The following is a 25,167-nucleotide window of genomic DNA, read 5'->3' on the forward strand; positions in this document are numbered from 1 at the left end:
AGGCGGCTGCCGGGAAGCCGTTCCGGCCGGGACGGCCTACGCGCCGAACGCCTTGGACTTGCCCTTCACCGGCTTGGCGCCCGCCAGCAGATGCGCCGGAACCAGGTCCCGGGCCGGCTCGCTGTAGCCCACGGAAACGATCCTGTCGCCCTGGTACGTGAACGAGGTCAGCGAGGCCAGCGTGCACTGCCGGCGCCGCGGGTCGTGCCACAGCCGGCGCTTCTCCGCGAAGCTCCGCACGATCCAGATCGGCAGCTGGTGGCTGACGCACACCGCCTCGTGCCCGCGCGCCGCCTCGCGCGCCGCGTCCAGCGCGCCCATCATCCGTACGACCTGCTCGACGTACGGCTCGCCCCAGGACGGCCGGAACGGGTTCGTCAGGTGCTTCCAGTTCGCCGGCTTGCGCAGGGCGCCGTCGCCGACGCCGAAGGTCTTGCCCTCGAAGACGTTCTCCGCCTCCAGCAGCCGGGCGTCCGTGGCCAGGTCCAGGCCGTGGCTCTTGGCGATCGGCGCCGCCGTCTCCTGCGCGCGCTCCAGCGGGGAGGACACGACGTACGTGATGTCCCGGCCCTCCAGGTGCTCCGCGACCCGGTCGGCCATCTGCCGGCCGAGCCCGGAGAGGTGGTAGCCGGGCCGGCGGCCGTACAGCACGCCGTCCGGGTTCTCCACCTCGCCGTGCCGCACCAGGTGGACGACGGTGATGTCGCTGCTGCTCATGCGGTGGCCTCCGCGGCGGCGCGGGCCGCGGCCGGCAGCGCCGCGGCGATGCGCTCGACCGCCTGCTCGTCGTGGGCGGTGGACACGAACCAGGACTCGAAGGCCGACGGCGGCAGGTACACGCCGTTCGCCAGCATCGAGTGGAAGAACGCGTTGAAGCGGAAGCTTTCCTGCCGCTTCGCGTCCTCGTAGTTCCGCACCTCGTCGGGGGTGAAGAAGACCGAGAACATGTTGGAGGAGGTCTGCAGGCGGTGCGCCACGCCCTCCTTGGTGAGCGCGCCGGTCACCAGCCCCTGGATCTCGGCCGACACCGCATTGACCTTGTCGTACGCCGCGTCGTCGAGCAGCCGCAGCTGCGCGAGGCCGGCGGCGGTGGCGACCGGGTTACCGGAGAGCGTGCCCGCCTGGTAGACCGGCCCGGCCGGCGCCAGGTACCCCATCACATCGGCCCGGCCGCCGAAGGCCGCGGCCGGGAAGCCGCCGCCCATGACCTTGCCGAAGGTCATCAGGTCGGGCTTGACCCCGTCCACCCCGTACCAGCCGGCCCGGCTGGTACGGAAGCCGGTCATGACCTCGTCGGAGATGTAGAGCGCGCCGTTCTCCCGGCACGCATCGGCCAGGCCCTGGTTGAAACCGGCCGCGGGCGTCACCACGCCCATGTTGCCGGGGGCGGCCTCGGTGATCACACAGGCGATCTCACCGGGGTGCGCGGCGAAGGCCGCACGCACCGCGTCCAGGTCGTTGTAGGGGAGCACGATCGTGTCGCCGGCCTGGGCGCCGGTCACGCCCGGGGTGTCCGGCAGCGCGAAGGTCGCGAGACCGGAACCGGCGGCGGCCAGCAGGGCGTCCACATGACCGTGGTAGCAGCCGGCGAACTTCACGACCTTGGCGCGGCCCGTGAAACCGCGGGCCAGGCGGATGGCCGACATGGTCGCCTCGGTACCGGAGGAAACCAGCCGGACCTGCTCGACGGGCTCGATACGGGAGACGATCTCCTCGGCCAGCGCGACCTCGCCCTCACCGGGCGTACCGAAGGAGGTGCCGCGCGCGACGGCCTCCTGCACGGCGGCGATCACTTCCGGGTGGGAATGGCCGAGAATCATCGGCCCCCAGGAGCACACGAGGTCGACGTACTCACGGCCGTCGGCATCGGTGAGGTACGGACCGGTACCGGACACCATGAACCGGGGCGTACCGCCCACGGCGCGGAAGGCGCGGACCGGAGAGTTCACGCCGCCGGGGGTCACGAGGGACGCGCGCTCGAAGAGCGTCTGCGAAACTGGGGCTTCATACGTGTACGGGTAGCTCACACCAGCCATGGTCTCAGAGGCGGCGACAGTCTTGCGGGCGGGCGTTTCACCGCTGCGGCGCGGGGGAGGTCACTGCCATGATGATCGGGCTGCGTGGCGGGGGCTGCGGAGCCGGGGCAGGCGCAGGCAAGACCAGTCGGGTGGAGATATGCAACGCGGTGGTGGACCGGGCGAGGGTACGGACGGCCTCGACCCGCAGCGCGCCCGCGAAGCCCGGGAGGCCCGCCAGGCCCGCCGCCGCGGCGGCAAGCACCGGCGCGGCTCGGCGGACCCGGCCGAGGCGGCAGCGAACCCGAACCTGTCTGCGGAGGCAGGTGATGCCGACGCCGAGGGCGGCGTCGGGGGCCGCGGCATGGGCGTGACGTACAAGTACTTCGGCGCTCCGGACGGCGCCACGGCCGCGCGGGTCCCGGTCACCATGCGTCCGGAGGAGCTCGGCGGCGACGAGCTCGGCATGGGCGGCCTGTTCACCAAGATCAAGCCGGAGACGATGGCCGCGATGGTCCTGACCGGCATCGAGGGCATACCCCTGCACAAGGTGCCGCCGCTGGAGCTGGTGGTCCTGCACCCCGACTACGCGGTGGTGAAGCTCCCCATGACGGTGGTCGAGCCGCTCCGCGACCTCGGCGAGGAATCGGTGGGCGCGGCGGCATTCATCTGGTCCACGGTCCCCGACCGCGGCGGCCCCAGCGACGCGTTCAACATCTACCAGCTGCTCCACGAGTGGCAGGACTTCTCCAACCGCCTCCACGAGGCGGGCCACCAGCCGTACTGCCTGGTCTGGCCCTGACCGTCCGGCCGGCCGGCCGCGTAGGGTCGGGTGCATGGACGCGACGGCTGTGCAGTTGACCCCGTGGGCCGAGGGCGAGGACTTCGTCCTGCTGCTGCGGCAGAAGAACTCGCCCGCGATGACCCGTTTCGTCGGGGGTCCGGAGAACGACGAGCAGCTCGCGGACCGGCACCGCCGGTACGTGGCCTTGAGCGCCCGGGAGCCGGCCGCCGGCCGGATGTTCATGGTGACCCTGGCCGGCACCGGCGAGGCCATCGGGTCGGTCGGGTTCTGGGAGCGGGACTGGCAGGGCGAGGCGGTGTACGAGACCGGCTGGGGCATCCTGCCGGAGTTCCAGGGCCGCGGCCTCGCGGGGGCGGCGGTGACCGCCGTAATCGCCCACGCCCGCACCCACGGCACCCGCCCCCACCTGCACGCCTTCCCGGGCATCGACAACCCCGCCTCGAACGCACTCTGCCGCAGCGCAGGCTTCGAACTCCTGGGCCAAACGAACTTCGAGTACAGAAACAAGCTCCACGTCAGCAACGACTGGCGCTACCACCTCCACTGACGCCGCCCGTCCGCCCGGGGTGCGGGAAGCAGGGTGGGGCCCGCAGGGGCCCGGAAAAGCGGTCCGCCCGGCGGGGCAGCCAATGGCATGCTGGGGGCGTGAACGGACCCGACATTCACCTCACCCTCGCCCCTGAGCTGCGCCTCTTCGCCCCGCCCAGCCGGCGCGCCGACCGCATCCCGACCCCGACCGACGGCGCCTCCAGCCTCGGCCACGTCGTCGAATCGGCCGGGGTTCCGCTCACCGAGGTCGGCCGGCTCCTCGTCGACGGCCTGGAGGTGCCCGTCTCGTACGTGCCCCGGGCCGGACAGCACATCGAGGTGCAGGGGGTCAGCCGCCCCCAGGAGGTTCCCGGCGCGCCGCTCCGCTTCCTGCTCGACGTGCACCTCGGCACCCTCGCCCGCCGCCTCCGCCTCCTCGGCGTCGACGCGGCCTACGAGAACGAGGACATCGGCGACCCCGCCCTGGCCACCCGCTCCGCCGCGGAGCGCCGGGTGCTGCTCTCCCGTGACCGCGGGCTGCTGCGCCGCCGCGAGATCTGGGCCGGCGCGTACGTCTACAGCGACCGCCCGGACGAGCAACTCCGCGACGTACTGGGCCGTTTCGCGCCCCGCCTGGAGCCGTGGACCCGCTGCACGGCCTGCAACGGCCCGCTGCACGCCGCCGACAAGGACACCGTCGGCGACCGCCTCGAAGGCGGCACGCACCGCAGTTACGACGTCTTCGCCCAGTGCACCGAGTGCGAGCGCGTCTACTGGCGGGGCGCCCACCACGCCCGGCTGGAGCGGATCGTCTCCGAAGCGGTCGAGGAGTTCGGCAACGCGCCGGGCGCCTCCGTCTGAGCCTCCCGCACCACCGGACCGGCGGCTGGCAGACTCACGCGCCATGACCGCCACCCCCGCCGCCACTCCCGCCGCCGACGGTACACACCGCGGTGTCGATACCGATGTCGCCGTGGTGGGCGCCGGCCCCACCGGCCTGCTGCTCGCCGGCGACCTCGCCGCCGCCGGACTGAGCGTCACCCTCATCGAACGCCGGCCGCGCACCGCCGCCAACCTCACCCGCGCCTTCGCCGTGCACGCCCGCACCCTCGAACTCCTCGACGCCCGCGGCCTCGCCGACGAGTTGATCGCGACCGGCCGGCAGGTGAGCCGGCTGGGGCTGGGCGGGCGGCTCGCCCTCAGCCTCGACGGGCTGGCCGCGCACACCCGTTTCCCCTACGTACTGATCACCCCGCAGTACGAGACCGAACGGCTGCTGGAGCGCCGCGCACTGTCCACAGGTGTGGACATCCGGTTCGGCACCGAATTCCTGGGCCTCCACCAGCACACCCCCGGGGCCGTCGAACTGACCGTCCGCGGACCCGACGGCCGGCCCCGGACCCTGTCCGCCCGCCACCTCGTCGGCGCCGACGGCCACCGCTCCACCGTCCGCGAGGCAGTCGACCTGCCCTTCCCCGGCCGCGCCGCCGTACGCTCCGTGGTCCTGGCCGACGTACGCCTGACCGATCCGCCCGGCGACTTCCTCGCCTTCAGCGGCACCGGAGACTCCTTCGCCTTCCTCGTCCCCTTCGGCGACGGCTGGTACCGCGCGATCGCCTGGGACCGCGACCACCAGCCCCCCGACGAGGACCCCGTCGACCTCGACGAGCTCCGCACCATCATGCGGAACGCCCTCGGCACCGACCACGGCGTGTACGAGGCCCGCTGGATCTCCCGCTTCCACAGCGACGAACGCCAGGTCCCGCACTACCGCGTCGGCCGGGTCTTCCTCGCCGGGGACGCGGCACACGTCCACACCCCGGCCGGCGGCCAGGGCATGAACACCGGGATGCAGGACGCCGCGAACCTCTCCTGGAAGCTCGCCGCCGCCCTGCACGGCCGCGCCCCCGACCCCGAGGCGCTCCTCGACAGCTACCACAGCGAACGCCACCCGGTCGGCCGGATGGTCCTCCGCACCAGCGGCGCCCTGATCCGGCTGGTGATCGCCGGCTCCCCCGCGGTGCGCGCCGCCCGGCAGGTCGGCGCCGTCGCGCTCGGCGTGCTGCCGCCCGTCCGGAACCGGGCCATGGGCCTGATCACCGGCATCGGCATCGCGTACGCCGCACCGCCCGGCAGTCGCCCGCCGGCCGGCCGGCGCGCCCCGGACGTCCCGCTCGCGCACGGCGGCCGGCTGTACGAGGAACTGCGCGCGGGCGGCTTCGTCCTGCTCACCCCGGCGGGCACCCCGCTGCCCCCGCCGGGCCCGCCGCACCTCGCGCAGGCGCACTGGCGGGACCCGCACCGCACCACCTGCGCCCTGATCCGCCCGGACGGCTACGTCGCCTGGTCCGCGGACCGCCCGGGCCCCGGGGAGACGGCCGCGGCCGTCTCCCGCTGGCTCGGCCCGGGGCCGCAGCGGGTGCCTCAGAAGGCGTAGACGTCCCCGGTCTCCAGGGCCAGCACCACATGCTCGTTGTTGTGAACGTTCCGGTCGGTCGCGCCGCCGTTCCACCAGGTGTCGATCCGCAGGGTCACCTCGGTCGGCCGTTCCTTCAGCCGCAGCGCGAGCCCGATGTGCCGGCCCTGCCCGTGCTCGGGCAGGGCGCCCGTCTCGCACACCACCTCGCGCAGGCCGACCCGGGCGCAGCCCTCGATGAGCGGCTGCCGGTCGGCGAGTGCGGCCGACAGGCGGAGCCGGAGGGTGGCGGTGGGCAGGGCGGCGGGGCCTTGGTTCTCCGGGATCAGCAGGATGCCGAGCCGCCCCGCGGCCAGGGACACCCGGCCGTGGTACGCCACATCCGCCTCCGGTCCGCCCTCGGCCGCGCCGGCCGTTCCCGCGGCCCCGGCCACGAGCACCACGGCCAGCGCGGCCGACACGGCCGCCACTGCTCTCCGTACGACACCACGACGCACCACCGCCACCACCTCCACAGGCGGAAGGTAACCAGTCGGCCGGGAGGGCAGTCGGACCATCACACGAACGAGGGCGGGGCGAGGGGCCATCTGCGCGCCCGCGGCGCCCGGCGTGGGAACCTTCAGGACATGCTGATCTTCCGTTCCGCCGCCCTGTTCGCCCTCGCCGCCCTCCTGGAGATCGGCGGCGCCTGGCTGGTCTGGCAGGGCGTGCGCGAACACCGGGGCTGGGTCTGGATCGGCGCCGGAGCGATCGCCCTCGGCCTCTACGGCTTCGCGGCCACCCTCCAGCCGGAGGGCGACTTCGCCCGCATCCTCGCCGCGTACGGCGGGGTCTTCGTCGCCGGATCCCTCGCCTGGGGCATGGTCGCGGACGGCTACCGCCCGGACCGCTGGGACGTGATCGGCGCGCTGATCTGCCTGGTCGGCATGGCCGTGATCATGTACGCCCCGCGCAGCCGCTGAACCCTGCCTATCCTGGCCGGAACGCAACCGTACGTACATACGAGGGAGCTCCGCACATGAGCACGGCCACCCGTACCGCAGTAGTCACCGGAGCGAGCAGCGGCATCGGCGCGGCCACCGCCCGCCGGCTCGCCGCCGCCGGGTACCACGTGGTCCTCACGGCCCGCCGCAAGGACCGCATCGAGGCGCTGGCGGAGGAGCTCCGCGCGGCCGGCCACTCCGCGGCGGCGCACGCCGTGGACGTCACCGACCGGGCCGCCGTGGACGCCCTCGCCGCCTCCCTGGACCGCTGTGACCTGCTGGTCAACAATGCGGGCGGGGCACTCGGCGCCGAGCCGGTCGCCACCGCAGACCCCGCCGACTGGCGCACCATGTACGAGGTCAACGTCCTCGGCACGCTGCACATGACCCAGGCCCTGCTGCCCGCGCTGGACGCCTCCGGCGACGGCACCGTGGTCATCCTGTCCTCCACGGCCGGCCACGCCACCTACGAGGGCGGCGCCGGCTATGTCGCCGCCAAGAACGGCGCCCGCGTCCTCGCCGAGACCCTCCGCCTGGAGATCGTCGGCCGGCCGGTGCGGGTCATCGAGATCGCCCCCGGCATGGTGAAGACCGAGGAGTTCGCCACCACCCGCTTCCGCGGCGACGCGGACAAGGCCGCGAAGGTCTACGCGGGCGTGGCCGAGCCCCTCACCGCCGACGACGTGGCCGACACCATCACCTGGGCGGTGACCCGTCCCAGCCACGTCAACATCGACCTTCTGGTGGTCCGCCCGCGCGCCCAGGCCTCGAACACCAAGGTCCACCGCGAGCTCTGACCCTCAGAACCGGACCCGGCCGCCGATGCCCTGCCGGTCCGCACGGCCTGCGATGGCACGGCGGGCCGGGTCGGTGAACTCCCGCTCCACCGACTCCCGGAGCAGCTCCAACTCCCTCCGGACCGCCGGCTGGTGGGCCGGCAGCACGGTGTCGTGCAGGCCCTCCAGCAGGGCCCGCAGCCGGCGGCAGACCTGCACGGACGAGGCCCCGTACTCACGGATCTCGCAGACGGCGAGCTGCAGGTAGTCCTTCCAGTCGCGCCCGGGCACCACCAGCCGCGGTCGGCCTTGGTCGTCGGCCAGCACATGGCGGCCGGGCAGCCGTACCCGGCCCGCCACGTGCAGGAACGACTCGATGTGGTTGAGCACTTGCACCGCCGTGGTGGGGTCGTTCACCGCCGGTGACAGGGCCCGGATGGCGATGTCGACGAGGATCCTCAGCGCGAAGGCGGGATCCTGCTCGATGGTGCGCTCGGCACCGAGGGCCATCAGACCGATCACCCGGTCCGCATCAGGCGCCGGTGCGCCGCCGTGAACCTCGACGAGGACGGCGCCGGGCGGTACGGAGTCCCCGATCAGGTGGGTCACGACGAACACGCAGTCGTGGCGCTCCGCCTCGGCCAGCAGCCCGGACACATGGAACGCCTGGATGGCACCGCCGCGTTCGCTGCGCACCTCCGCCACCGGCTCCCCGGACGGTATGGTCGCGCCCTCGCGCGGGGCCGCGCCGCGGATCGCCGCAACCCCCTGGGTGAGGACGTCCTCCCCCAGGCGTCCGACCAGATCGGCGATGGCCACGGGTCTGAGGTTGTGGGTGAACCGGTTGAGGTAGATGAGCAGGAGCAGCAGGCTGACGGCCACCGCCGCGCCGGCCAGGGTGATCCCGAGGTCGGGAACGGAATTCGCCTCGATGCTGCGCAGCAGGGAAAAGGAAAAGGCGAACGTCCCGGTGAAGGTCGCCAGTACGGCCTTTTGCAGCCGGTCCCGGTACCACAGGCGCATATAGCGCGGGGAAAGTGTTCCGGTCGCCTGCTGGACCACGAGAACGCCGATGGTCACCACAAATCCGAGCAGCGCCACCATGGCCCCGACAATTGCGGTGAGCACACCGCTTGCCGTGCTCGCGGAATAATCCCAGCCGCCCGACGTCCAGTCCGCACCGTCCACGCCGGTCGCCCATTCGGCGAGCACGACCCCGAGGACGAGCCCGATCAGCGGCACGATCCACAGGCTTGCCTTCGCGTACTGCCGCAGCCTGAACCTGGCCGCCCAGGACACCATGGGAACACAGTAAGGCCGTTCACCCGAATCCGCTCAGCAGGACTGCGCGGGTTTCCCGTGCCTAAGCTGGGCAAATGGACGACTATCCGCTGATCGAAAACCACGGGCTGATCGGCGACCTGCAGACCGCGGCCCTCGTGTCCACCGACGGGACGATCGACTGGTTCTGCTGTCCGCGTTTCGATTCGCCCAGTGTGTTCGGCGCTCTGCTGGACCGGGAAAAGGGTGGCCATTTCTCGGTCAGGCCGTCCGTGGATACGTACACGACCAAGCAGATGTACCTTCCCGACACCGCCCTCCTGGTGACGCGTTTTATGACCGAGGCCGGTGCGGGCGAGGTCATCGACTTCATGCCGGTGACCGGGACGACGGCAACGGACTGCCACCGTCTGATCCGCATGCTGCGCTGTGTGCGCGGCAGCATGACCTTCGAGGTCGAGATCGCCCCGCGGTTCGACTACGGCCGCAAGCCCCACGGGCTGCACCTCACCGAAAACGGGGCGGTGTTCACCTCCGAGGACGTGAACCTGGCCGTCCACGCCGTCCGCGAGCCGGGGGACGAGCGGTTGGTGAACCTGCTCTCGGGCGACAAGGACGTCCGCTTCACCCTGACCCTCCAGGCGGGCCAACAGCGCGGCCTGATCATGGAGTCCGCACCCGACGGGCCGCCCCAGTCGATCCGGCTGGCGGAGTTCCAGCAGCTCTTCGAGGAGACGGTGCATTTCTGGCGGTCGTGGCTGAAGCAGTCCGGATACTCGGGCCGCTGGCGCGAGGCGGTGGAACGCTCCGCCGTGACGCTGAAGCTGATGACCTATGCGCCCAGCGGTGCGCTGGTCGCGGCCCCCACCGCGGGCCTGCCGGAGCAGCTGGGCGGCGAGCGCAACTGGGACTACCGGTTCACCTGGATCCGGGACGCCTCGTTCTCCGTATACGCCCTGCTGGGCCTGGGCTTCAAGGAAGAGGCGACCGCGTTCATCGGCTGGCTGCGCGACCGGGTGAGGGAGAAGGCCGGCGACGACAACGGCGCCGGCACCGGACCGCTGAACATCATGTACCGGGTCGACGGCTCCTCCGACCTGTTCGAGGAGACCCTGGAGCACTGGGAGGGGTACCAGGGCTCCGCCCCCGTACGCATCGGCAACGGCGCCGCGACCCAGCTGCAACTGGACATCTACGGCGAGGCCTTGGACAGCATCTACTTCGCGCACCAGCGCGGCATCCAGCTCGACCACCGGGGCTGGACCTCGCTGCACACCATCCTCGACTGGCTGGTCGACCACTGGGACCAGCCGGGCGAGGGAGTGTGGGAGACCCGCGGCGGCCGGCAGAACTTCACCTACGGCCGGGTGATGTCCTGGGTGGCCTTCGACCGCGCCCTCCGGCTCGCCACCGCCAGCGGCCGGCCGTCGGCCTTCGGGCGCTGGGCGGCCGAACGCGACAAGATCTACGAGCAGGTCCTGGCGCAGGGCTGGGACCCGGACCGCAAGGCCTTCGTGCAGCACTACGGCAGCAATGTGCTCGACTCCGCGCTGCTGCGGATGCCGACGGTGGGCTTCATCACCCCCGACGACCCGATGTGGACGTCGACCCTGGACGCGATGGACCGGGAACTGGTCACCGACAGCCTGGTCTACCGCTACAACCCGGAGGCCTCGCCCGACGGACTGCGCGGCTCCGAAGGGACGTTCTCGCTCTGCTCGTTCATGTACGTCGACGCCCTGGCCCGGGCGGGCCGGACCGATCAGGCCCGGCTCGCGCTGGAGAAGATGCTCACGTACGCCAACCACCTCGGCCTGTACTCCGAGGAGATCGACCTGACCGGCCGACAGCTGGGCAACTTCCCGCAGGCCTTCACCCACCTCGCGCTGATCGATGCCGCGATCACCCTGGACGCGACCCTCAACCGGGCGGGTTCGGGCGGGGCGTAGCGGCCGGGACGAGCAGCACCACGCTGTCGCCCTTCTCCGGAGTGACCTGCTCCTTCTCGGTGACCGGCTGCAGCCGGCGGTCCGCGCGCACCACGAACAGCGTCTCGTGGTCCGGCGGCCGGGGCGCGGAAGCGGGCTGGACCACGAAGCGGGCGCCGCCCTCGTAGCGCGCGGCCAGCACATGACGGACGAGGGAGCTGCCGAAGAGGATCTCGCCGCCGGTGTAGGGGGCGACGACTCCGTGGCTGCGCTGCGGCGGCCCGACCCGGTACACCGGGCCTTCGACGTTGCCCTGCATCACGACCGAGGCGAGGGCGTTGAAGTCGTCGTCGTCGGTGGCAAGGAAGACGGCCGTCACCCCCTCCAGGCGCGCCCCCGGGTTGGTGGCCGTGGCCAGCAGGTCCCCCGTGGCCAGTTCGATCCCCGCCTCCTTGATCCGTTCCCGCTCCTCGTCGAGCCCCGCCCACATCAGTACGTCCAGCCCGGCGGACCGCAGCGTCCTGCCCATCTCGACCACCCACGGCTCGCCGCCCACCAGCAGGAGCCGCGTACCGGCGGGCTTGACGACGCCCAGCCGGCGGGCCACGGGCGCCGCGGTCAGCGCGTACAGCAGGACGGTTCCCACGATCACCAGGAAGGTGACCGGAAGGATGGCGCCGGCTCCGGCCACCCCGCGGTCGACCAGGCCGGCGGTGAACGTCGAGGCCGTGGCGGCTGCGACGATGCCGCGCGGGTCCATCCAGCCCGCGAAGGCCCGCTCCCCCCGGCTCAGCCCCGAGTTCGTCGTGGCCAGGAAGGCGACCGCCGGACGGACCACCAGGACGAGGATGGCGATGAGGGCCAGCGAGGGAAGGAGCACGGGCACCAGGGACGCCGGGGTGACGGTGGCGGAGATCGAGACGAACAGCAGCCCGATGATCAGCTGGACCAGGGTTTCGAAGAAGGGGCGCCGCGCGGGCATGTCGAAGCCGCGGATATTGGCGACGGCCAGTCCCGTGACGACCGCGGCGATCAGCCCCGTGTCGTCCCGGACGATGTCGCAGCCGGCCGATACGGCGATCACGGTGGCCAGCTGCGCCAGGGTGCCCAGGGTCTCGCCGAGCCGCAGGGTGCGCAGCGTAAACCACAGCACCGCGGTGCCCACGGCTCCGCCGGCCAGGCCGACGGCCATGCTGATGGTGAACTGGCCCAGCTGGTAGCCGCGGCCGATGTCGATCTGGTGCGTGGTGGCGATGGCGTGGAAGACCAGTGCGCCGAGGATGCCGCCGATCGGGTCGGTCAGCGTCCCTTCCCAGATCAGGATGCGCCGCACCCGGTCAGTCGGCTTCACGTATTCGAGCAGCGGTCCCACCACGGTCGGCCCGGAGACGACGAGGATCACGCCGAGCATCGAGGCCACGCGCAGCGGCATGTCGAACATCGCCGGTGAGATCGAGGCGGTGACGAAGAAGGTGAGCAGCACCCCGAGCACCAGCAGCCGCCCCACGATCCACCGGGTGTGGCCGGTGAGTTTGCGCAGGTCGAGCCCGAGACCGGCGTCGTAGAGGATCACCGCCACGGCCAGCGACACCAGGGCGGAGAACTCCGGCCCCACCAGCTGATCGGGATGGACGACATGCGTGAGCGCGCCGGCGGTGAACCCGACCGGCAGCAGGATGATCAGGGCGGGGACGCGCAGCTTGCTCGCCAGGATCTGCGAGCCGGTGGCGAGCGCCACCGTCAGTGCGAGTCCGAGCAGGATCTGGTCTTCCGTCACAACGGCGTGCCCGGCGCAGCACCGCCACCGCCACCGTCACCGTCACCGCCGGCGTCCGGCCGTCGCAGTTCGGCGTCGGTGAGTTCCTGCAGTACGCCGTGGGTGTCCAGCCAGTACAGGAAAACCACGGCCGGCACGACGAGCACCAGGGCCACCAGCGTGACGAAGGCCAGCCAGGTCAGCGTGGCCGGTGCGCCGGCGCCCTCGGCCACGGTCAGCGAGGTGGGGATCAGGTACGGGCGCTGGGCCATGCCCCAGGCGAGGACGGCGGACGCGACGACCCCGACGGCGGCGATACGGGCCCACTTGCCGGGCGTCTTCAGGAGCAGCCAGGCGGTGGCGAGCGCGGCGGCTCCGGCCAGGACGACGAAGGCGAGCCCCAGGCCGTGGGTGAGCCCGTGCCACACATGGGGGGCGTCGTCGCGGGTGATGACGAACGTGAGCGCCGCCCATGCGGTGAGCACGATGAGGCTGGCCAGCGCCCGCAGGCGGAAGTAGCCGATCAGATCGGGTGCGTGGAACCGGCGGGCGTCCCCGGCGAGGAACACCGCGCCGAGGAAGGCCGTGGCCGCGATGGCCATCAGCCCGAACATCAGGGAGGTGGGGTTGGCCCAGGCGTCCGCCGAGGCCTCGGTGCCGGGGGCCACCCGGCCCGAGGCGACCCCGCCGACGGCCGCACCCAGGAAGAACGGTGTGACCAGCGAGGCCACGGCGAACACGGCACCGTAGAGGCGCCGGCCGGCCAGCCGCCGGGCGACCTTGCGGAAGGCGAAGCCGGCCCCGCGCAGGACCAGGCCGACGGCGGCCAGCGCCAGCGGGAGCCACATCGCCGAGAACACGGTCTGGAACAGCACCGGGAAGCCGGTCCACATGATGACGAAGACAAAGATCAGCCAGACGTTGTTGACCTCCCACACCGGAGCCATGGCGTGGTCGATCAGCCACCTGGGACGCTTGCCGCGCTCCGCTCCCCCGGCGGTCAGGTCCCAGAACCCGGCCCCGTAGTCGGTGCCGCCCGCGCAGGCGTACGCGGCCACGGCCAGCAGCAGCACCAGGGCGATGAGGTCGGCGGTGGTCATGGCCGGCCCGCCGCCTCGGACCGCGGCCCGTAGGGGGTGTCCGCCTCCGGTGCCTCGGCCGGTTCCCCCGCGGCCCGCTGTTCGTCGGCGAGCCGCCAGCGGGTCCGCATTTTCAGCAGGACGGCGAGGAGCGATCCGAAGATGAACACGTACACCACGATCACCAGTCCGAGCATGATCCACAGGGTGCTGGAGCGGGTCGCGGTCACCGCTTCGGCCACCTTCATGTTCTGGTAGACGATCCAGGGCTGGCGTCCCACCTCGGTGGCGATCCAGCCGCATTCGACGGCCACCACGGAGGCGACGCCCGCGCAGGCCGCGCTGCGGTAGAACCATTTGGATTCGGGCAGCCGCCGGTACCGCAGCCAGACCAGGCCGTACCAGAGGGCGAGCAGCACCAGCACGGAACCGATCACGACCATGAGGTCGAAGGCCCAGTGCGCGATGGTCGCCTGAAGGGCCGTCGGCCGTTCGTCCGCCGGTACGGAGGTCAGCCCGACCACCTTGGTGTCCGGGCTGAACCCGGCCAGGATGGAGTCGAGCAGGGGGATCTTGATGCCGCCCTTGACCGTCCCGTCCTCCTGCAGGCGGCCGAACAGGTACTCCGGCACCCGGGTGTCGGTCTCCCAGACGATCTCCAGGGCGGCGAACTTCACCGGCTGCTTGTGGAACACCTGCCGGGCGATGGAGTCACCCAGCATGAACTGCACCGGGGTGGCCACCGCGGCGATGGTGAAGGGGACGGCGAAGCCGAGCCGGTGGTAGCGGTCCCGGCGCCCGCGCAGCCAGCCCACCGCATAGACACCGGCCACCACATAGCCCGCGGTCAGCAGCATGGCCACCACGAAGTGCCAGTACTGCGGCCCGAACATCGGGGTGAAGATCGCCTTCCAGACGTTCACGTCGACCGGGTTGCCCTCGGAGTCGAGCGAGAACCCCCGGGGCGTGTTCATCCAGGAGTTGGCGGCCAGGATGCCGAACGCCCCGAGCAGGGCGGCGGCCGGCAGCGGCAGCCCCAGCAGGAAGTGCGTACGGGGCTTCAGCCGCCGCCATCCGTAGAGGTAGATGGCGATGAGCACCGCCTCGAGGAAGAACGCCCAGGCCTCGACACCGAATCCGATCCCGAAGACATCCCCCCACCGGCCCATCAGGCCCGGCCAGAGCAGGCCGAACTCGAAGGAGAGCACGGTGCCGGTGACCACGCCGACGGCGAACTGCACGGCCATGACCGCCGACCAGCGCCGCGCCAGCAGCAGGGCGGTGGGGTCCTGGTGACGGAGCCCGCGGTAGTGCATCACCAGCGTGATGAAGGGGAGGGCGACGCCCAGGGGCACCAGGATGATGTGCGAGGCCAGGGTGAAAGCCATGAGCTCCCGGGCCGGCAGCATTTGGGCCGGGGCGTCCGCCAGCAGATGGACCGAGATGTGCATGCGCGGCTCAGCCGCCGGTGGCGAAGCCCGGGAACAGGGTCATCCCGCCGTCGACGTAGAGCGTGGCCCCCACCACGTAGTCCATGAGGTCGGAGGAGAGGGCGACAACGGCGTTGGCGATGTCCTCCGGCTCGCCGATCCGGTCGTACGGGATCAGCTTCATCAGGTCCGCGAGGGCCTCGGGGGTCTCCCAGGCACTGCGGTTGATCGGCGTCTTGATCGCCCCGGGGGCGACGGCGTTCACCCGGATCTTCTCGGGCGCGAGCTCCTGGGCCAGGGTCTCCATCATCATCAGCACGCCGCCCTTGGAGGCTGCGTAGTTCACGTGGCCCGCCCAGGGGATGAGCTGGTGCACCGAACTCATGCAGATGATCTTTCCGGCCGAGCGGGACACCTCGGGGACGACCCCGCGCCGCCGGAACTCCTTGGTCGCCTCCCGGGCGCACAGGAACTGGCCGGTGAGGTTGACGTCGATGACCTTCTGCCACTGGCCGAGGGTCATCTCGGTGAAGGCCGCATCGCGCTGCATGCCGGCGTTGGCGACCATGATGTCGATCGTCCCGAACTCCTGGACCATCCGGTCCACCATGGCCGTGACCTGGTCCTCCTGGGACACGTCCGCCTGGTAGGCCGCCGCGCGGACCCCGAAGGAGGTGATCTCCGCGACCACCTTCTCGGCGGCCTCGGGGTCGGCCACGTAGTTCACGACCACATCGGCGCCGGCCCGGCCGAGCCCGATGGCGGTGGCCATGCCGATGCCCGAATTCGCGCCGGTGACCAGCGCCTTCTGGCCCTTCAGCAACTGTGCCGGAATATTCATACGGTCACACAACCACCGGCCGGGGCGGGCGGCATGTGCGGCGAGCCGCCGTTCGGCCGCCTGGCGCAGCATCTTCGCCCGGTCGGGGCCGGTGGGGGTCAGGTCGGGCCGGTGGGGTCAGCCGAGCCGGGCCATCAGGTGGTCACCGACCCGCAGGGCGTTGGCGATGGCCGTCAGGGACGGGTTGACCGCGCCGATGCTCGGGAAGAAACTCGTGTCGACCACATAGAGGTTGTCGAGGTCGTGGGCCTTGCAGTTGACGTCCAGGGCGGAGGCGGCCGGGTCGGTGCCGAAGCGCACGGTGCCCGCCTGGTGGGCCGTGGCCCCGATCGGCATGCCCTTGTGCAGGTAGATGCTGTGGGACAGCAGATGGTGTTCGTGCATGCCCAGGTGGCCGAGCATCGACTGGAGCCGGTGCCGCAGCCGCTTCAGCCCCTCGATGTTGTTCTTCTCGTCGAGCGCGAGGTGGATCCGGGCATCGCCGTCCAGGGTGACCCGGTTGCCGGGCAGCGGCAGGTCCTCGCCGCACAGCCAGAAGTCCACGGCATGGTGCGCCAGCACCTCGAAGGGCATGTCCGGGGTGACCGCGCCGGCCCACCGCGGGGCCTCGCCGTGGATCTGCTCGGCGTCCGATTTGCCGAGCATCTGGATGCCGCCCAGCGGGTAGTCCCAGTCGTCCGAGCCGAAGTACCAGTCGTGCAGGGCCAGGGTCTTCTGGAACTGGGTGTCGTTGGGCTCCTTCGACACCGCCATCAGGGCCATGTTGTTGTGCCGCATGTAGAAGCGGCCGACGACGTCGGAGCTGTTCGCCAGCCCGGCCGGATGCCGGTCGTTCGCCGAGGCCAGCAGCAGGGCCGCGGAATTGACCGCCCCGCAGGAGACGACCACGATGTCCGCCGAGAACCGGACCTCCGAGCCGTCGGCGAGCCGGCCGACGACCGCGTCGACGCTGCGGCCGGTCGGATCGGTCTCCAGCCGGACCACCCGCGTGTCGGTGACCATCTCGACATTGGGGTGCCGCAGGGCCGGCTCCACACAGATCACCTCGGCATCGGACTTGCCGCGCACCAGACACGGGAAGCCGTCCACCCGGTTGCACCGGATGCAGACGCTGTCGTGGCTGGCCCGCCCGTTGCCGTCCTGGCTGAGGTTGACGCCGATCGGCAGGTGGAAGGGGTGCAGCCCGCGCTTCTCCAGGTCGTCGCTCAGCTGCTGGATGCGCGGCTCGTGCGCCACGGGCGGGAAGGCGTACTGCGCGCTCACCGCGCCTTCGCACGGGTCCTCGCCGTGCCGGCCGTGTACGAGGTAGAGGTGCTCGGCCTGGGTGTAGTACGGCTCCAGATCCTCGTAGCGGATCGGCCAGGCCGGTGAGATCCCGCCGTGGTGGCGCAGTTCGCCGAAGTCCTCCGGGCGCAGCCGGAAGAGGGCCGCACCGTAGAACTTGGTGTTCCCGCCGACGTAGTAGTTGACCTCGGGCGGGAATTCGGTGCCCGTGCGGTCGAACCAGAACTCAGGGGCCCGGTACTTGCCCTTGACGAACACGGCGGTGGAGTCCCAGTTGTCCCGCTCGCGCGGCAGGTAGCCGCCGCGCTCGATGAGGAGCACCCGCTTGCCGGAGGGGGCCAGCCGGTGAGCGAGGGTGCCGCCGCCGGCACCGGTCCCGATGATGATCACGTCGTAATGCGGGGAGTCGGCCACGGCCACCACCGTCCTTGCGCTTGACGCCCTGGCTCTTCGAACGTATCCGCCCTCCCGGTGATCGGCGACCGGACGGGCACCGGGTCACCGGGTCGGCGTGTCAGCGGGTCACCGGGTCACAGCACGGCGATCGGGTTCACCGGGGAGCCCGTGGCACCGGGCAGCCGCAGCGGGGCGACCGTGCACAGGAAGCTCCAGCGGCCCGCCGCGGCGCAGACCGGGGCCAGCTCCTCGAACTGCAGGTAGTCCATCAGGTGTACGCCCATGGCGTGCATGGCCAGTACATGGACCGGGAAGGCGACGCCCGCGACCGCACTGGGCGCGGTGTCGTTGTTGCCGTCCCCGCCCAGGGCCGCGACCTCGCGCTCGGCCAGGAAATCCAGGGCCGCCGGATGGAGGCCCGCCCGCGCCCGGGCCGCGTCCCACGCGCCGAGTTCCCTGCGCCGGCGGCGGTGCCCCACCCGGATCATCAGCAGGTCCCCGGGGCCGACGCGAACCCCTTGCGCGGCCTCGGCAGCGATCAGATCGGCCGGGGTCACATGGTCGCCGGGCTCCAGCCAGGGCACGCCGCGCAGCCGTGGGATGTCCAGCAGCACCCCGCGGCCGACGATGCCGTCCCTGACCAGGTCCACGGAGAGCGACAGGGCGCCCTCGGCCGTCACGGTGCTCGCGGGCACCCCCTGGTACAGCTCCCCGTCGAACATCACATGGCAGAGCGCGTCGAGATGGCTGTCCGCATCCCCGTGCACGTTCATGGAGATGCGGTCGAGGGCGAAGTGCAGCCCGTCCGCCCCGATGTCGTCGGGGTCGGGTCCGGTCATCCGGTGGGCGGCGGGAACGGGGTTGTCCGGGCCCGGCAGGGTCTCGATCGGCGCGGCCATGGACACCGTGCGCCCGAGCCGCACTTCCGCAGCGGCTGCCGCGATCCGCTCGGGTGTCAGGTGCCGGAGCGCTCCGCGCGGGTCCTCCGTCCGCGTCGCCTCGCGCAGGCGCCGGTAGAGCTCCCTGAATTCTTCCTGTGGCATCCGGCCGGTCATGCGGATCTCCAGGGGGTGAGGCCCCATCGGAGCACGTGGACGGCGCCCGGCTCCAGGACGGTGAGATCGGTGCCGCTGCGGAAGGCGTCCGCCGGACAGGACATGGCCTCCACGGCGACACCGCGGCGCCGCCGGCCGGGCTCGGCCAGCGTGTCGCCGGTGTACACCTGCACGTACCGGGTGCCTTCGCCGAGCCACAGGTCGACCCCCCGCAGCCCGGAGGGGTGCGCCAGCCGGACCACGGCCCGGCCGCCGGAATCCCGGTCGAGCCCGGTGAAGGCGGTGTCCAGGGCGAGGTCGCCGATGGGGCAGGCGGTGCGGAAGTCGTACGCCGTACCGTCCACGGGCTCCTGCCCGGCCGGCATGCCCCGTTCGTCGGTGCGCAGCCGGTACCGGGCGGGAACGGTCAGCAGCGCGGTGTCGACCAGGTCGGTGCCGACCGTCAGGTACGGGTGCTGGCCCACCCCGTACGGAGCGGACCCGGCGCCGGCGTTGGTGGCGGAGACGGCGACATCGAGCCCGTCGGGCCCCAGCCGGTACTCGGCGGCAACCTCCAGCAGGAACGGGTATCCCGGCTGGGGATGGAGCGTGGTGCCGACCCGCACCGTGTCCTCGGTGCGGCCGAGCAGCTGCCACGGGGTCCAGCGGAGCAGCCCGTGGATCGCGTTCTGCTTCTCCGGTTCGGTCAGCGGGAGTTGCAGGTCCTGCCCGTCGAAGCGGTAGCGGCCGTCCCCCAGCCGGTTGGGCCAGGGGACCAGGAGCTGCCCCCGCCCGCCGGTGATGGGCGAGCCGGGGCCGAAGCCGTCCAGCACCGGTCGGCCGTCCGCCTCGTAGTGGCGCAGGGCTCCGCCCAGCTGGACCACGACGGCACGCTGCCCGCCGTGCTGCAGCTGCCACTGCTCGCCGGTCGGCCCGACGGCCGGCCGGGCCGCGGCGGCTTCCTCGGCGTCTCCGGCCAGCAGAGACAGCACGGCATCGGCGACGGCCTCCGGGGACCGGTCGATGTCCACCACCCAGGGGTGCTCGTCCGGCTCCGGTTCCTCCAGGTCCGCGAACTGGCTGTCCAGCAGGCCCGGCGGGAAGAAGTGGCCCTGCCGGGCGGCCAGCCGGGAGCGGATCAGCTCGGGGGAACCGTGCAGGTAGACCAGCCGCACCCCGGGCCGGCCGGCCAGCAGCCGGTCCCGGTAGCCGCGCTTGAGTGCGGAACAGGTGACGACGGCCGGCTGCTGCGCCTCGATCGCCCGGTCCATCCAGGCGGCGATGGCATCCAGCCACGGCTCCCGGTCGGCGTCCGTGAGGGCCTGGCCGGCGGCCATTTTGGCGTGGTTCGCCGGGGAGTGGAACTCGTCCGCGTCCCGCCAGGGCCAGCCGAGCCGGTCCGCGAGGAGCCGCGCCACCGTGGTCTTGCCCGACCCGGCCACGCCGATCAGGAGCAGCAGCCCGGCCGGTTTCATTGGCTGCTGTACTCCAGCGAGATGAGGATGGTGCCGGGCAGCGATTCGTCCCAGCTGCCCCCGACGCATTCGGCCGGCGTCAGCCAGAATCCGTACAGGAAGTTGACGTTGTCGACCCAGACGTTTCCGGCTTCAAGTCCGCATTGGTGCTGATGGACATCGAATGACGCCGAGGAGTTCGGGTTCGTTCCGTAGATGTCGAAGCTGACTTCGTTGTCGCTGTGGTAATGCGACATGAACACCACGTACGCGCCGGGTGGAAAGTCCAGCGAGGGGGACCCGGGTGCGGGATAGAGCATGTGCGTTCCGGTGGAAGGAGTTCCCTGGATCAACATGTCGAAGGGCGTGTTGTTGTTGACGACCGTCACCAGGTTGTTGCATGACCCGTTGCTGAACCAGTCCTGCCACCAACCCTGGTTGGCGGCGGTCGGTTCCTTGATGATGGGCAGTACGGGCTGGGTCATGACCACGGGAGTGCCGGGGTTGTCCGAGCTGTCTTGGACTGAGAGGGCGTACCCGTTCATCACACTCCGGATGAAGCCGTCGCCGCAGATCGTCCACTGCTGGTTGAGGGCGCCCTGGACACGATTGTTGATCTGGACTATGGCTTGGTCACTCGGATCCGAGTTGCGGATCTCCGCGACCAGTCCGCTGTTTACATTCGTGAGATAGCCGTTGGCATAGCTCCAATACTGGTCCGAAACCTGGTCCGTAGTCTCGGAATCCTTGTTCGGCCAGATGCAGAGCGCGGTCCCCGGCTGGGTCGAGGCCCCGTAGACGGAGACCACGGGTTCGTAATCCCAGGTCAGCCAGCTGGTGACCTGGGATGTGGCCAGCGGCGCCGGAACCAGCGCCTCCGCCACTGCCGCCGAGACCTCCGCGGCATCCATCCTCTGCCGCCGTATGTCGCGTTCAACCATTGCCGTAGCCCCTCTCCTCGGATGTCAGGAAAAGTGCATCGGATTTCACCGTAGGGCGGGGTCCCTGCCGACCGCCACCGGAAAGCAGCTGCGCGGCGCGGCCTCAGCCCTTCACGCAGATGACCTGCTTGAGTTTGGCCACCACCTGCACCAGGTCCGTCTGCTGGTCGATGACCTGCTCGATCGACTTGTACGCGCCCGGGATCTCGTCGACCACGCCCGCGTCCTTGCGGCACTCCACGCCCCGCGTCTGCTCGGCCAGGTCCCGCGCCGAGAACCGCTTCTTCGCCGCCGTCCGGCTCATCTTCCGGCCCGCGCCGTGCGAGGCGGAGTTGAAGGACTTCTCGTTGCCGAGTCCCTTCACGATGTACGAGCCCGTGCCCATCGAGCCCGGGATGATCCCGTACTCGCCGCTGCCCGCGCGGATCGCGCCCTTCCGGGTGACCAGCAGGTCCATGCCCTCGTACCGCTCCTCCGCCACGTAGTTGTGGTGGCAGCTGATCTCGCGGTCGAAGGAGACCTTGGCCTTCCGGAACTCCCTCCGGACGACCTCCTTGAACAGGGCCATCATCACCGCGCGGTTGTACTTGGCGTACTCCTGCGCCCAGTACAGGTCGTTGCGGTAGGCGTCCATCTCCGGGGTGGCCGCGAGGAACACCGCCAGGTCCCGGTCGACCAGGCCCTGGTTGTGGGAGAGCCCGCGGGCGACGCCGATGTGGTGCGCGGCGAGTTCGTTGCCGATGCCCCGGGACCCCGAGTGCAGCATCAGCCAGACCGAACCCTCCTGGTCGATGCAGAACTCGACGAAGTGGTTGCCGCTGCCCAGCGTTCCCAGCTGCCTGGTGGCCCGCTCGTGCCGGAACTTGACCTCGTCCGCGAGGTAGTCGAAGCGCTCCCACAGGTCCCCGAACCCGGCCGGCCCGAGCCCGTACAGCCGGGCCGGGTCCAGCGCCTCGCGGTGCATCCCGGTGCCCACCGGAATCGCCTGCTCGATCTTGGAGCGCAGCTTCGACAGGTCCCCCGGCAGGTCGTTCGCCGTCAGGGAGGTCTTCACCGCCGACATGCCGCAGCCGATGTCCACGCCGACCGCCGCCGGGCAGACCGCATCCTTCATCGCGATCACCGAGCCGACCGTCGCGCCCTTGCCGTAGTGGACGTCCGGCATGACCGCGAGTCCCTTGATCCACGGGAGGCCGGCGGCATTGCGGAGCTGCTGCATGGCGCTGTCCTCGACCGACGCCGGATCGGTCCACATCCGGATCGGGACGTTCGCCCCGGGCACCTCTACGTATGACATATCGTCCCCACTACCCCGTAAACCAAAGAAAAGTCTGAATACGCAAAAAGCCTCGCTCTTGGCCCCAAAGGCGACAGGGGACCGGCGTCAGCGCCAGCGTGTGCGGTAGACATTGTGTCCAGCCGCCGCCACACCGCGGCAACGGATTTTCCGACCGAGGGAGCCACAGGACGTGCAGCGCAAGGCAGTACGGCTGGCCCTGCCGGGCATCGCGATGGCCACCGCGCTGGTGGCCGGGTGCACCGGCGGCAGCGGGACCGGGGACCGCGACGGCGACGCCAAGGGCGGCGTCACCGCCCCCGCGCCCGCCCCGCCCGGCAAGTACCGGAGCCTGCCGATGCCCTGCAAGGCCGTCGACGGCAAACGCCTCAAGGCCATGCTGCCGGTCGACTCCGCGCTGACCTCCGAACAGAAGGACCAGCTCTACGCCGGGGTCGCCGACACCTCCTACGACGGGGACCGCCGCGTCGGCTGCCGCTGGAAATCCCAGGACGCTCAGGACAGAGCCACCACCCACCTGCTGTACGTCGGCTTCGAGCGGGTGGTGTCCTACGACCGCGCCGCGGACAGCGACGACGACAAAGCCCACCGGGTCTACGAGCGCCAGCTCATCGGAGCCGGCCTGCCGGCCGCGACCACCGCCACCTCCCCGCCGCCGGCGCCCTCGACGCCCTCGACGGCGCCCACCCCCTCGGCAGCCGGCGGTACGACTTCCCCGACCGCCTCCCCGGCCCCCACCCCGAGCACCGGCGGCAGCCCGAGCAGCAGCCCGAACGGCAGCCCGCCGGCCACCCCCGGCTCCCGCGTCCTGGACAGCCTCGGCGACGAGGCGTTCCTGGACGACCGGCTCAGCGCGGCCGGCGCCACCGCCCAGTCCCGGACGGTGCGCATTGTGTTCCGCACCTCGAACGTCGTCGTGACGGTCGACTACAGCGTCCAGCCCTCGGTCCCGGGCACGGTGCCCGCGAGCGAGGAAAACCAGGACCTCGCACTGGAGTTGGCGGAGGCCCTGGCCGAGCGGTTCAGCGACTGAGCGGGGCCGGACCCGGTCCGCGTGACGGCGCGCACAGCAGGCCGTCCGCCGATCGGGCTACCGTTGCCGGGTCCCGCCGACGAGTCTTTGAAGGAATCATGCACCGATCTGCCTCGCGCCTCACCCGCCTTCTCGCCTGCGCAGCCGTCCCGGTGGTCCTCACCGTGGCCGGCTGCTCGTCCGATTCCGGCAAGGGGGGCTCGGGCTCCGAGGACGGCAAGAAGAAGTCCGAATCGTCCGCTTCCTCTGCGCAGCCGAGCACCCAGCCCTCGGCCGCCAAGCCGGAGAAGGCCGCCTTCGACAAGCTGCCCGACCCCTGCAAGGTGGTCCAGGCGAAGACCATCGAGACGCTGGTTCCGGAGGTCAAGGACAAGAACGGCACCGCGACCAAGTCGAACGACCTGGCCAACCGGGCCGGCTGCTCCTGGAACGGCCTCGACGAGGACGGCCTGAAGGGCTCGGACTACCGCTGGCTGGCGGTCTCCCTGGTCCGCTACGACTCGCACGCCTCCCTCGGCAGCGGCAACAAGCGCGCCGAGGAGCAGCTGGCCAAGCAGGTCGAGGCGGCAAAGGCCTCCGAAGGCGCCCAGAACGTCAAGGCGGAGCCCGCGGGCGGGGTCGGCGACCAGGCGACCAGCGTGACGTACAGCGTGAAGAAGGACGTGGAGTCCTTCAACACGACGATCGTCGCCCGCACCCAGAACGTCGTGCTCACCCTCGACTACAACGGCGCCGCCTACGAGGGCGCGAAGGCCCCCGACCAGGCCAAGCTGATGGAGGGTGCGATCACCGCCGCGAAGGAGGCCGTGGCCTCGGTCGGCGCCGCGAACCAGCAGCCGCAGCAGTAACTCCTGGCCACCCCCCGTACGCTGTGGCTGCCAGAGCTCGAATAGTGGGAGTGGGAGGGGATCGCGGGTGGCCGCGATGCAGCTGACTCGGACGCACCGAATACTGATCGGCGTCGTGGTGGCCGGAGCCGTGGTCATCGCGGCGATCGGCTTCGCGGGCTCGTATTCCGCGGTGCGCGAACTCGCGCTGAAAAAGGGCTTCGGCGACTTCTCGCTGGTGTTCCCGATCGGAATCGACGCGGGCATCTGTGTGCTGCTCGCCCTCGATCTCCTCCTGACCTGGATCCGCATCCCGTTCCCGCTGCTGCGCCAGACGGCGTGGCTGCTGACGGCGGCGACGATCGCGTTCAACGGTGCGGCGGCCTGGCCGGACCCGCTGGGCGTCGGCATGCACGCGGTGATCCCGATCCTGTTCGTGGTGACGGTGGAGGCGGCCCGGCACGCGGTGGGCCGGATCGCGGACATCACCGCGGACCGCCACATGGAGGGCGTCCGCATCACCCGCTGGCTGCTCTCCCCGATCCCCACCTTCAAGCTGTGGCGGCGGATGAAGCTGTGGGAGCTGCGCTCCTACGAGCAGGCCGTCGGCATGGAGCAGGACCGGCTGATCTACCAGGCCCGCCTGCAGGCCCGCTACGGCCGCGCCTGGCGCCGCAAGGCCCCGGTGGAAGCCCTGATGCCGCTCCGCCTGGCCCGAATCGGCGTCCCCCTGTCCCAGACCGCCCCGGACGGCCTGGCCGCAGCCGGCATCGACCCGGTCCTCCTCCCCCCGGCCGCCCAGGCCATAGCGGGCCAAACCCACGGCCCGGCCCTGCCGGCCGCAGCCGGCCAGCAGCCGACCGGGACCCCGGCCGGGGTTACGGCCGCCGAGGCCGCAGCCCTGGCCGCGACCGGTCAGGCCGGGGCGCAGGTCGCAGCCCTGGCCGCCGGCGCAGACCCGACCGGAGGCCAAACCGCCGAGGCCGCAGGCGCGGGCTCGGCCAGCCCGCCACCAGCTTGTCCGCGTTCCGGAGGAACTCCACCAGGGTGATGGGACCCATGT

Annotated in this window: 22 protein-coding genes and 1 pseudogene; 10 read left to right on the forward strand and 13 right to left on the reverse strand. The window is 71.4% G+C overall.

Translation table 11 applies throughout. From position 1 onward, the window contains the following. Positions 1 to 36: 36 nt before the first annotated feature. Together ABT123_RS33525 and hemL are read right to left on the reverse strand one after the other, a co-directional pair. On the reverse strand, positions 37 to 717 hold the full coding sequence (locus ABT123_RS33525; RefSeq protein WP_150209126.1) for a histidine phosphatase family protein: 681 nt from the start codon (positions 715 to 717) through the stop codon (positions 37 to 39). Continuing rightward, entirely contained in the window at positions 714 to 2,036 is a 1,323-nt protein-coding gene (gene hemL / locus ABT123_RS33530) for a glutamate-1-semialdehyde 2,1-aminomutase (RefSeq protein WP_351321668.1), read from the reverse strand. The genes ABT123_RS33525 and hemL overlap by 4 nt, the downstream gene beginning before the upstream one ends. Before the next feature lie 139 nt (positions 2,037 to 2,175). Between hemL and ABT123_RS33535 the strand changes: the two genes are divergently transcribed. The 4 genes from ABT123_RS33535 (at position 2,176) to ABT123_RS33550 (ending at position 5,785) form a co-directional block, all read left to right on the forward strand. Next, on the forward strand, positions 2,176 to 2,817 hold the full coding sequence (locus ABT123_RS33535) for a hypothetical protein (RefSeq protein ID WP_351321670.1): 642 nt from the start codon (positions 2,176 to 2,178) through the stop codon (positions 2,815 to 2,817). A gap of 34 nt (positions 2,818 to 2,851) precedes the next feature. Further along, positions 2,852 to 3,367 carry a GNAT family N-acetyltransferase gene (locus tag ABT123_RS33540; protein ID WP_351321672.1) on the forward strand — a complete coding sequence of 172 codons (516 nt, stop codon included), beginning with the start codon at positions 2,852 to 2,854 and terminating at the stop codon, positions 3,365 to 3,367. 98 nt (positions 3,368 to 3,465) lie between these two features. Then, positions 3,466 to 4,209: a Mut7-C RNAse domain-containing protein gene (locus ABT123_RS33545; RefSeq protein ID WP_351321674.1), complete on the forward strand. Its 744-nt coding sequence runs from the start codon at positions 3,466 to 3,468 to the stop codon at positions 4,207 to 4,209. Positions 4,210 to 4,252: 43 nt separating this feature from the next. After that, entirely contained in the window at positions 4,253 to 5,785 is a 1,533-nt protein-coding gene (locus ABT123_RS33550) for an FAD-dependent monooxygenase (protein ID WP_351321676.1), read from the forward strand. Here ABT123_RS33550 and ABT123_RS33555 read toward each other — a convergent pair. Continuing rightward, a complete protein-coding gene (locus tag ABT123_RS33555; protein ID WP_351321678.1) occupies positions 5,773 to 6,279 on the reverse strand; it encodes a hypothetical protein in 507 nt (168 codons plus the stop codon). The two genes, ABT123_RS33550 and ABT123_RS33555, sit on opposite strands and share 13 nt — an antisense overlap. A gap of 111 nt (positions 6,280 to 6,390) precedes the next feature. Between ABT123_RS33555 and ABT123_RS33560 the strand changes: the two genes are divergently transcribed. Both ABT123_RS33560 and ABT123_RS33565 read left to right on the forward strand, forming a co-directional pair. Beyond that, positions 6,391 to 6,726: a YnfA family protein gene (locus ABT123_RS33560; RefSeq protein WP_351321680.1), complete on the forward strand. Its 336-nt coding sequence runs from the start codon at positions 6,391 to 6,393 to the stop codon at positions 6,724 to 6,726. Between the two features lie 56 nt (positions 6,727 to 6,782). Continuing rightward, positions 6,783 to 7,544: an SDR family NAD(P)-dependent oxidoreductase gene (locus ABT123_RS33565; RefSeq protein ID WP_351321682.1), complete on the forward strand. Its 762-nt coding sequence runs from the start codon at positions 6,783 to 6,785 to the stop codon at positions 7,542 to 7,544. Positions 7,545 to 7,547: 3 nt separating this feature from the next. On the opposite strand, the gene ABT123_RS33570 is transcribed toward ABT123_RS33565, so the two are convergent. Beyond that, a complete protein-coding gene (locus ABT123_RS33570; RefSeq protein WP_351321684.1) occupies positions 7,548 to 8,825 on the reverse strand; it encodes a DUF2254 domain-containing protein in 1,278 nt (425 codons plus the stop codon). A gap of 74 nt (positions 8,826 to 8,899) precedes the next feature. On the opposite strand from ABT123_RS33570, the gene ABT123_RS33575 reads away from it, so the two are divergent. Then, complete coding sequence (locus tag ABT123_RS33575) at positions 8,900 to 10,753, forward strand: glycoside hydrolase family 15 protein (protein ID WP_351321686.1); 1,854 nt, start codon at positions 8,900 to 8,902, stop codon at positions 10,751 to 10,753. Here ABT123_RS33575 and ABT123_RS33580 read toward each other — a convergent pair. The 9 genes from ABT123_RS33580 to ABT123_RS33620 all read right to left on the reverse strand — a co-directional run bounded on the left by ABT123_RS33580 (position 10,725) and on the right by ABT123_RS33620 (position 22,244). Further along, positions 10,725 to 12,509, reverse strand: coding sequence for a cation:proton antiporter (locus tag ABT123_RS33580; protein ID WP_351321688.1), 1,785 nt, complete (start codon positions 12,507 to 12,509; stop codon positions 10,725 to 10,727). The genes ABT123_RS33575 and ABT123_RS33580 overlap by 29 nt on opposite strands. After that, positions 12,506 to 13,588: a cytochrome d ubiquinol oxidase subunit II gene (locus ABT123_RS33585; RefSeq protein WP_351321690.1), complete on the reverse strand. Its 1,083-nt coding sequence runs from the start codon at positions 13,586 to 13,588 to the stop codon at positions 12,506 to 12,508. The genes ABT123_RS33580 and ABT123_RS33585 overlap by 4 nt, the downstream gene beginning before the upstream one ends. Further along, entirely contained in the window at positions 13,585 to 15,018 is a 1,434-nt protein-coding gene (locus tag ABT123_RS33590; protein WP_351321692.1) for a cytochrome ubiquinol oxidase subunit I, read from the reverse strand. The genes ABT123_RS33585 and ABT123_RS33590 overlap by 4 nt, the downstream gene beginning before the upstream one ends. 7 nt (positions 15,019 to 15,025) lie before the next feature. Continuing rightward, positions 15,026 to 15,838, reverse strand: a complete 813-nt coding sequence (locus ABT123_RS33595; RefSeq protein ID WP_351321694.1) for an SDR family oxidoreductase — start codon at positions 15,836 to 15,838, stop codon at positions 15,026 to 15,028. A gap of 117 nt (positions 15,839 to 15,955) precedes the next feature. Continuing rightward, a complete protein-coding gene (locus ABT123_RS33600; protein ID WP_351321696.1) occupies positions 15,956 to 17,536 on the reverse strand; it encodes a GMC oxidoreductase in 1,581 nt (526 codons plus the stop codon). 116 nt (positions 17,537 to 17,652) lie between these two features. Continuing rightward, positions 17,653 to 18,573: a cyclase family protein gene (locus tag ABT123_RS33605; protein ID WP_502971139.1), complete on the reverse strand. Its 921-nt coding sequence runs from the start codon at positions 18,571 to 18,573 to the stop codon at positions 17,653 to 17,655. Continuing rightward, a complete protein-coding gene (locus tag ABT123_RS33610; protein ID WP_351321698.1) occupies positions 18,570 to 20,027 on the reverse strand; it encodes a gluconokinase, GntK/IdnK-type in 1,458 nt (485 codons plus the stop codon). Before ABT123_RS33610 ends, ABT123_RS33605 begins: the two co-directional genes overlap by 4 nt. After that, positions 20,024 to 20,947 (reverse strand): RICIN domain-containing protein, encoded by a 924-nt coding sequence (locus tag ABT123_RS33615; RefSeq protein ID WP_351321700.1) that lies wholly within the window; start codon positions 20,945 to 20,947, stop codon positions 20,024 to 20,026. Before ABT123_RS33615 ends, ABT123_RS33610 begins: the two co-directional genes overlap by 4 nt. Before the next feature lie 103 nt (positions 20,948 to 21,050). Further along, complete coding sequence (locus ABT123_RS33620) at positions 21,051 to 22,244, reverse strand: RtcB family protein (RefSeq protein WP_351321702.1); 1,194 nt, start codon at positions 22,242 to 22,244, stop codon at positions 21,051 to 21,053. 172 nt (positions 22,245 to 22,416) lie between these two features. Here ABT123_RS33620 and ABT123_RS33625 point away from each other — a divergent pair, with 172 nt between their 5' ends. From ABT123_RS33625 to ABT123_RS33635, 3 genes and pseudogenes are all read left to right on the forward strand, one after another. Next, positions 22,417 to 23,277, forward strand: coding sequence for a DUF3558 domain-containing protein (locus tag ABT123_RS33625; RefSeq protein WP_351321704.1), 861 nt, complete (start codon positions 22,417 to 22,419; stop codon positions 23,275 to 23,277). Positions 23,278 to 23,375: 98 nt separating this feature from the next. Beyond that, positions 23,376 to 24,125: a DUF3558 family protein gene (locus ABT123_RS33630; RefSeq protein ID WP_351321706.1), complete on the forward strand. Its 750-nt coding sequence runs from the start codon at positions 23,376 to 23,378 to the stop codon at positions 24,123 to 24,125. Positions 24,126 to 24,192: 67 nt separating this feature from the next. After that, positions 24,193 to 24,901: pseudogene (locus ABT123_RS33635) on the forward strand (DUF2637 domain-containing protein); the annotation flags it as partial. Positions 24,902 to 25,167 lie beyond the last annotated feature (266 nt).

Source organism: Streptomyces sp. NPDC002054, assembly GCF_040296685.1.
Lineage (GTDB): Bacteria > Actinomycetota > Actinomycetes > Streptomycetales > Streptomycetaceae > Streptomyces.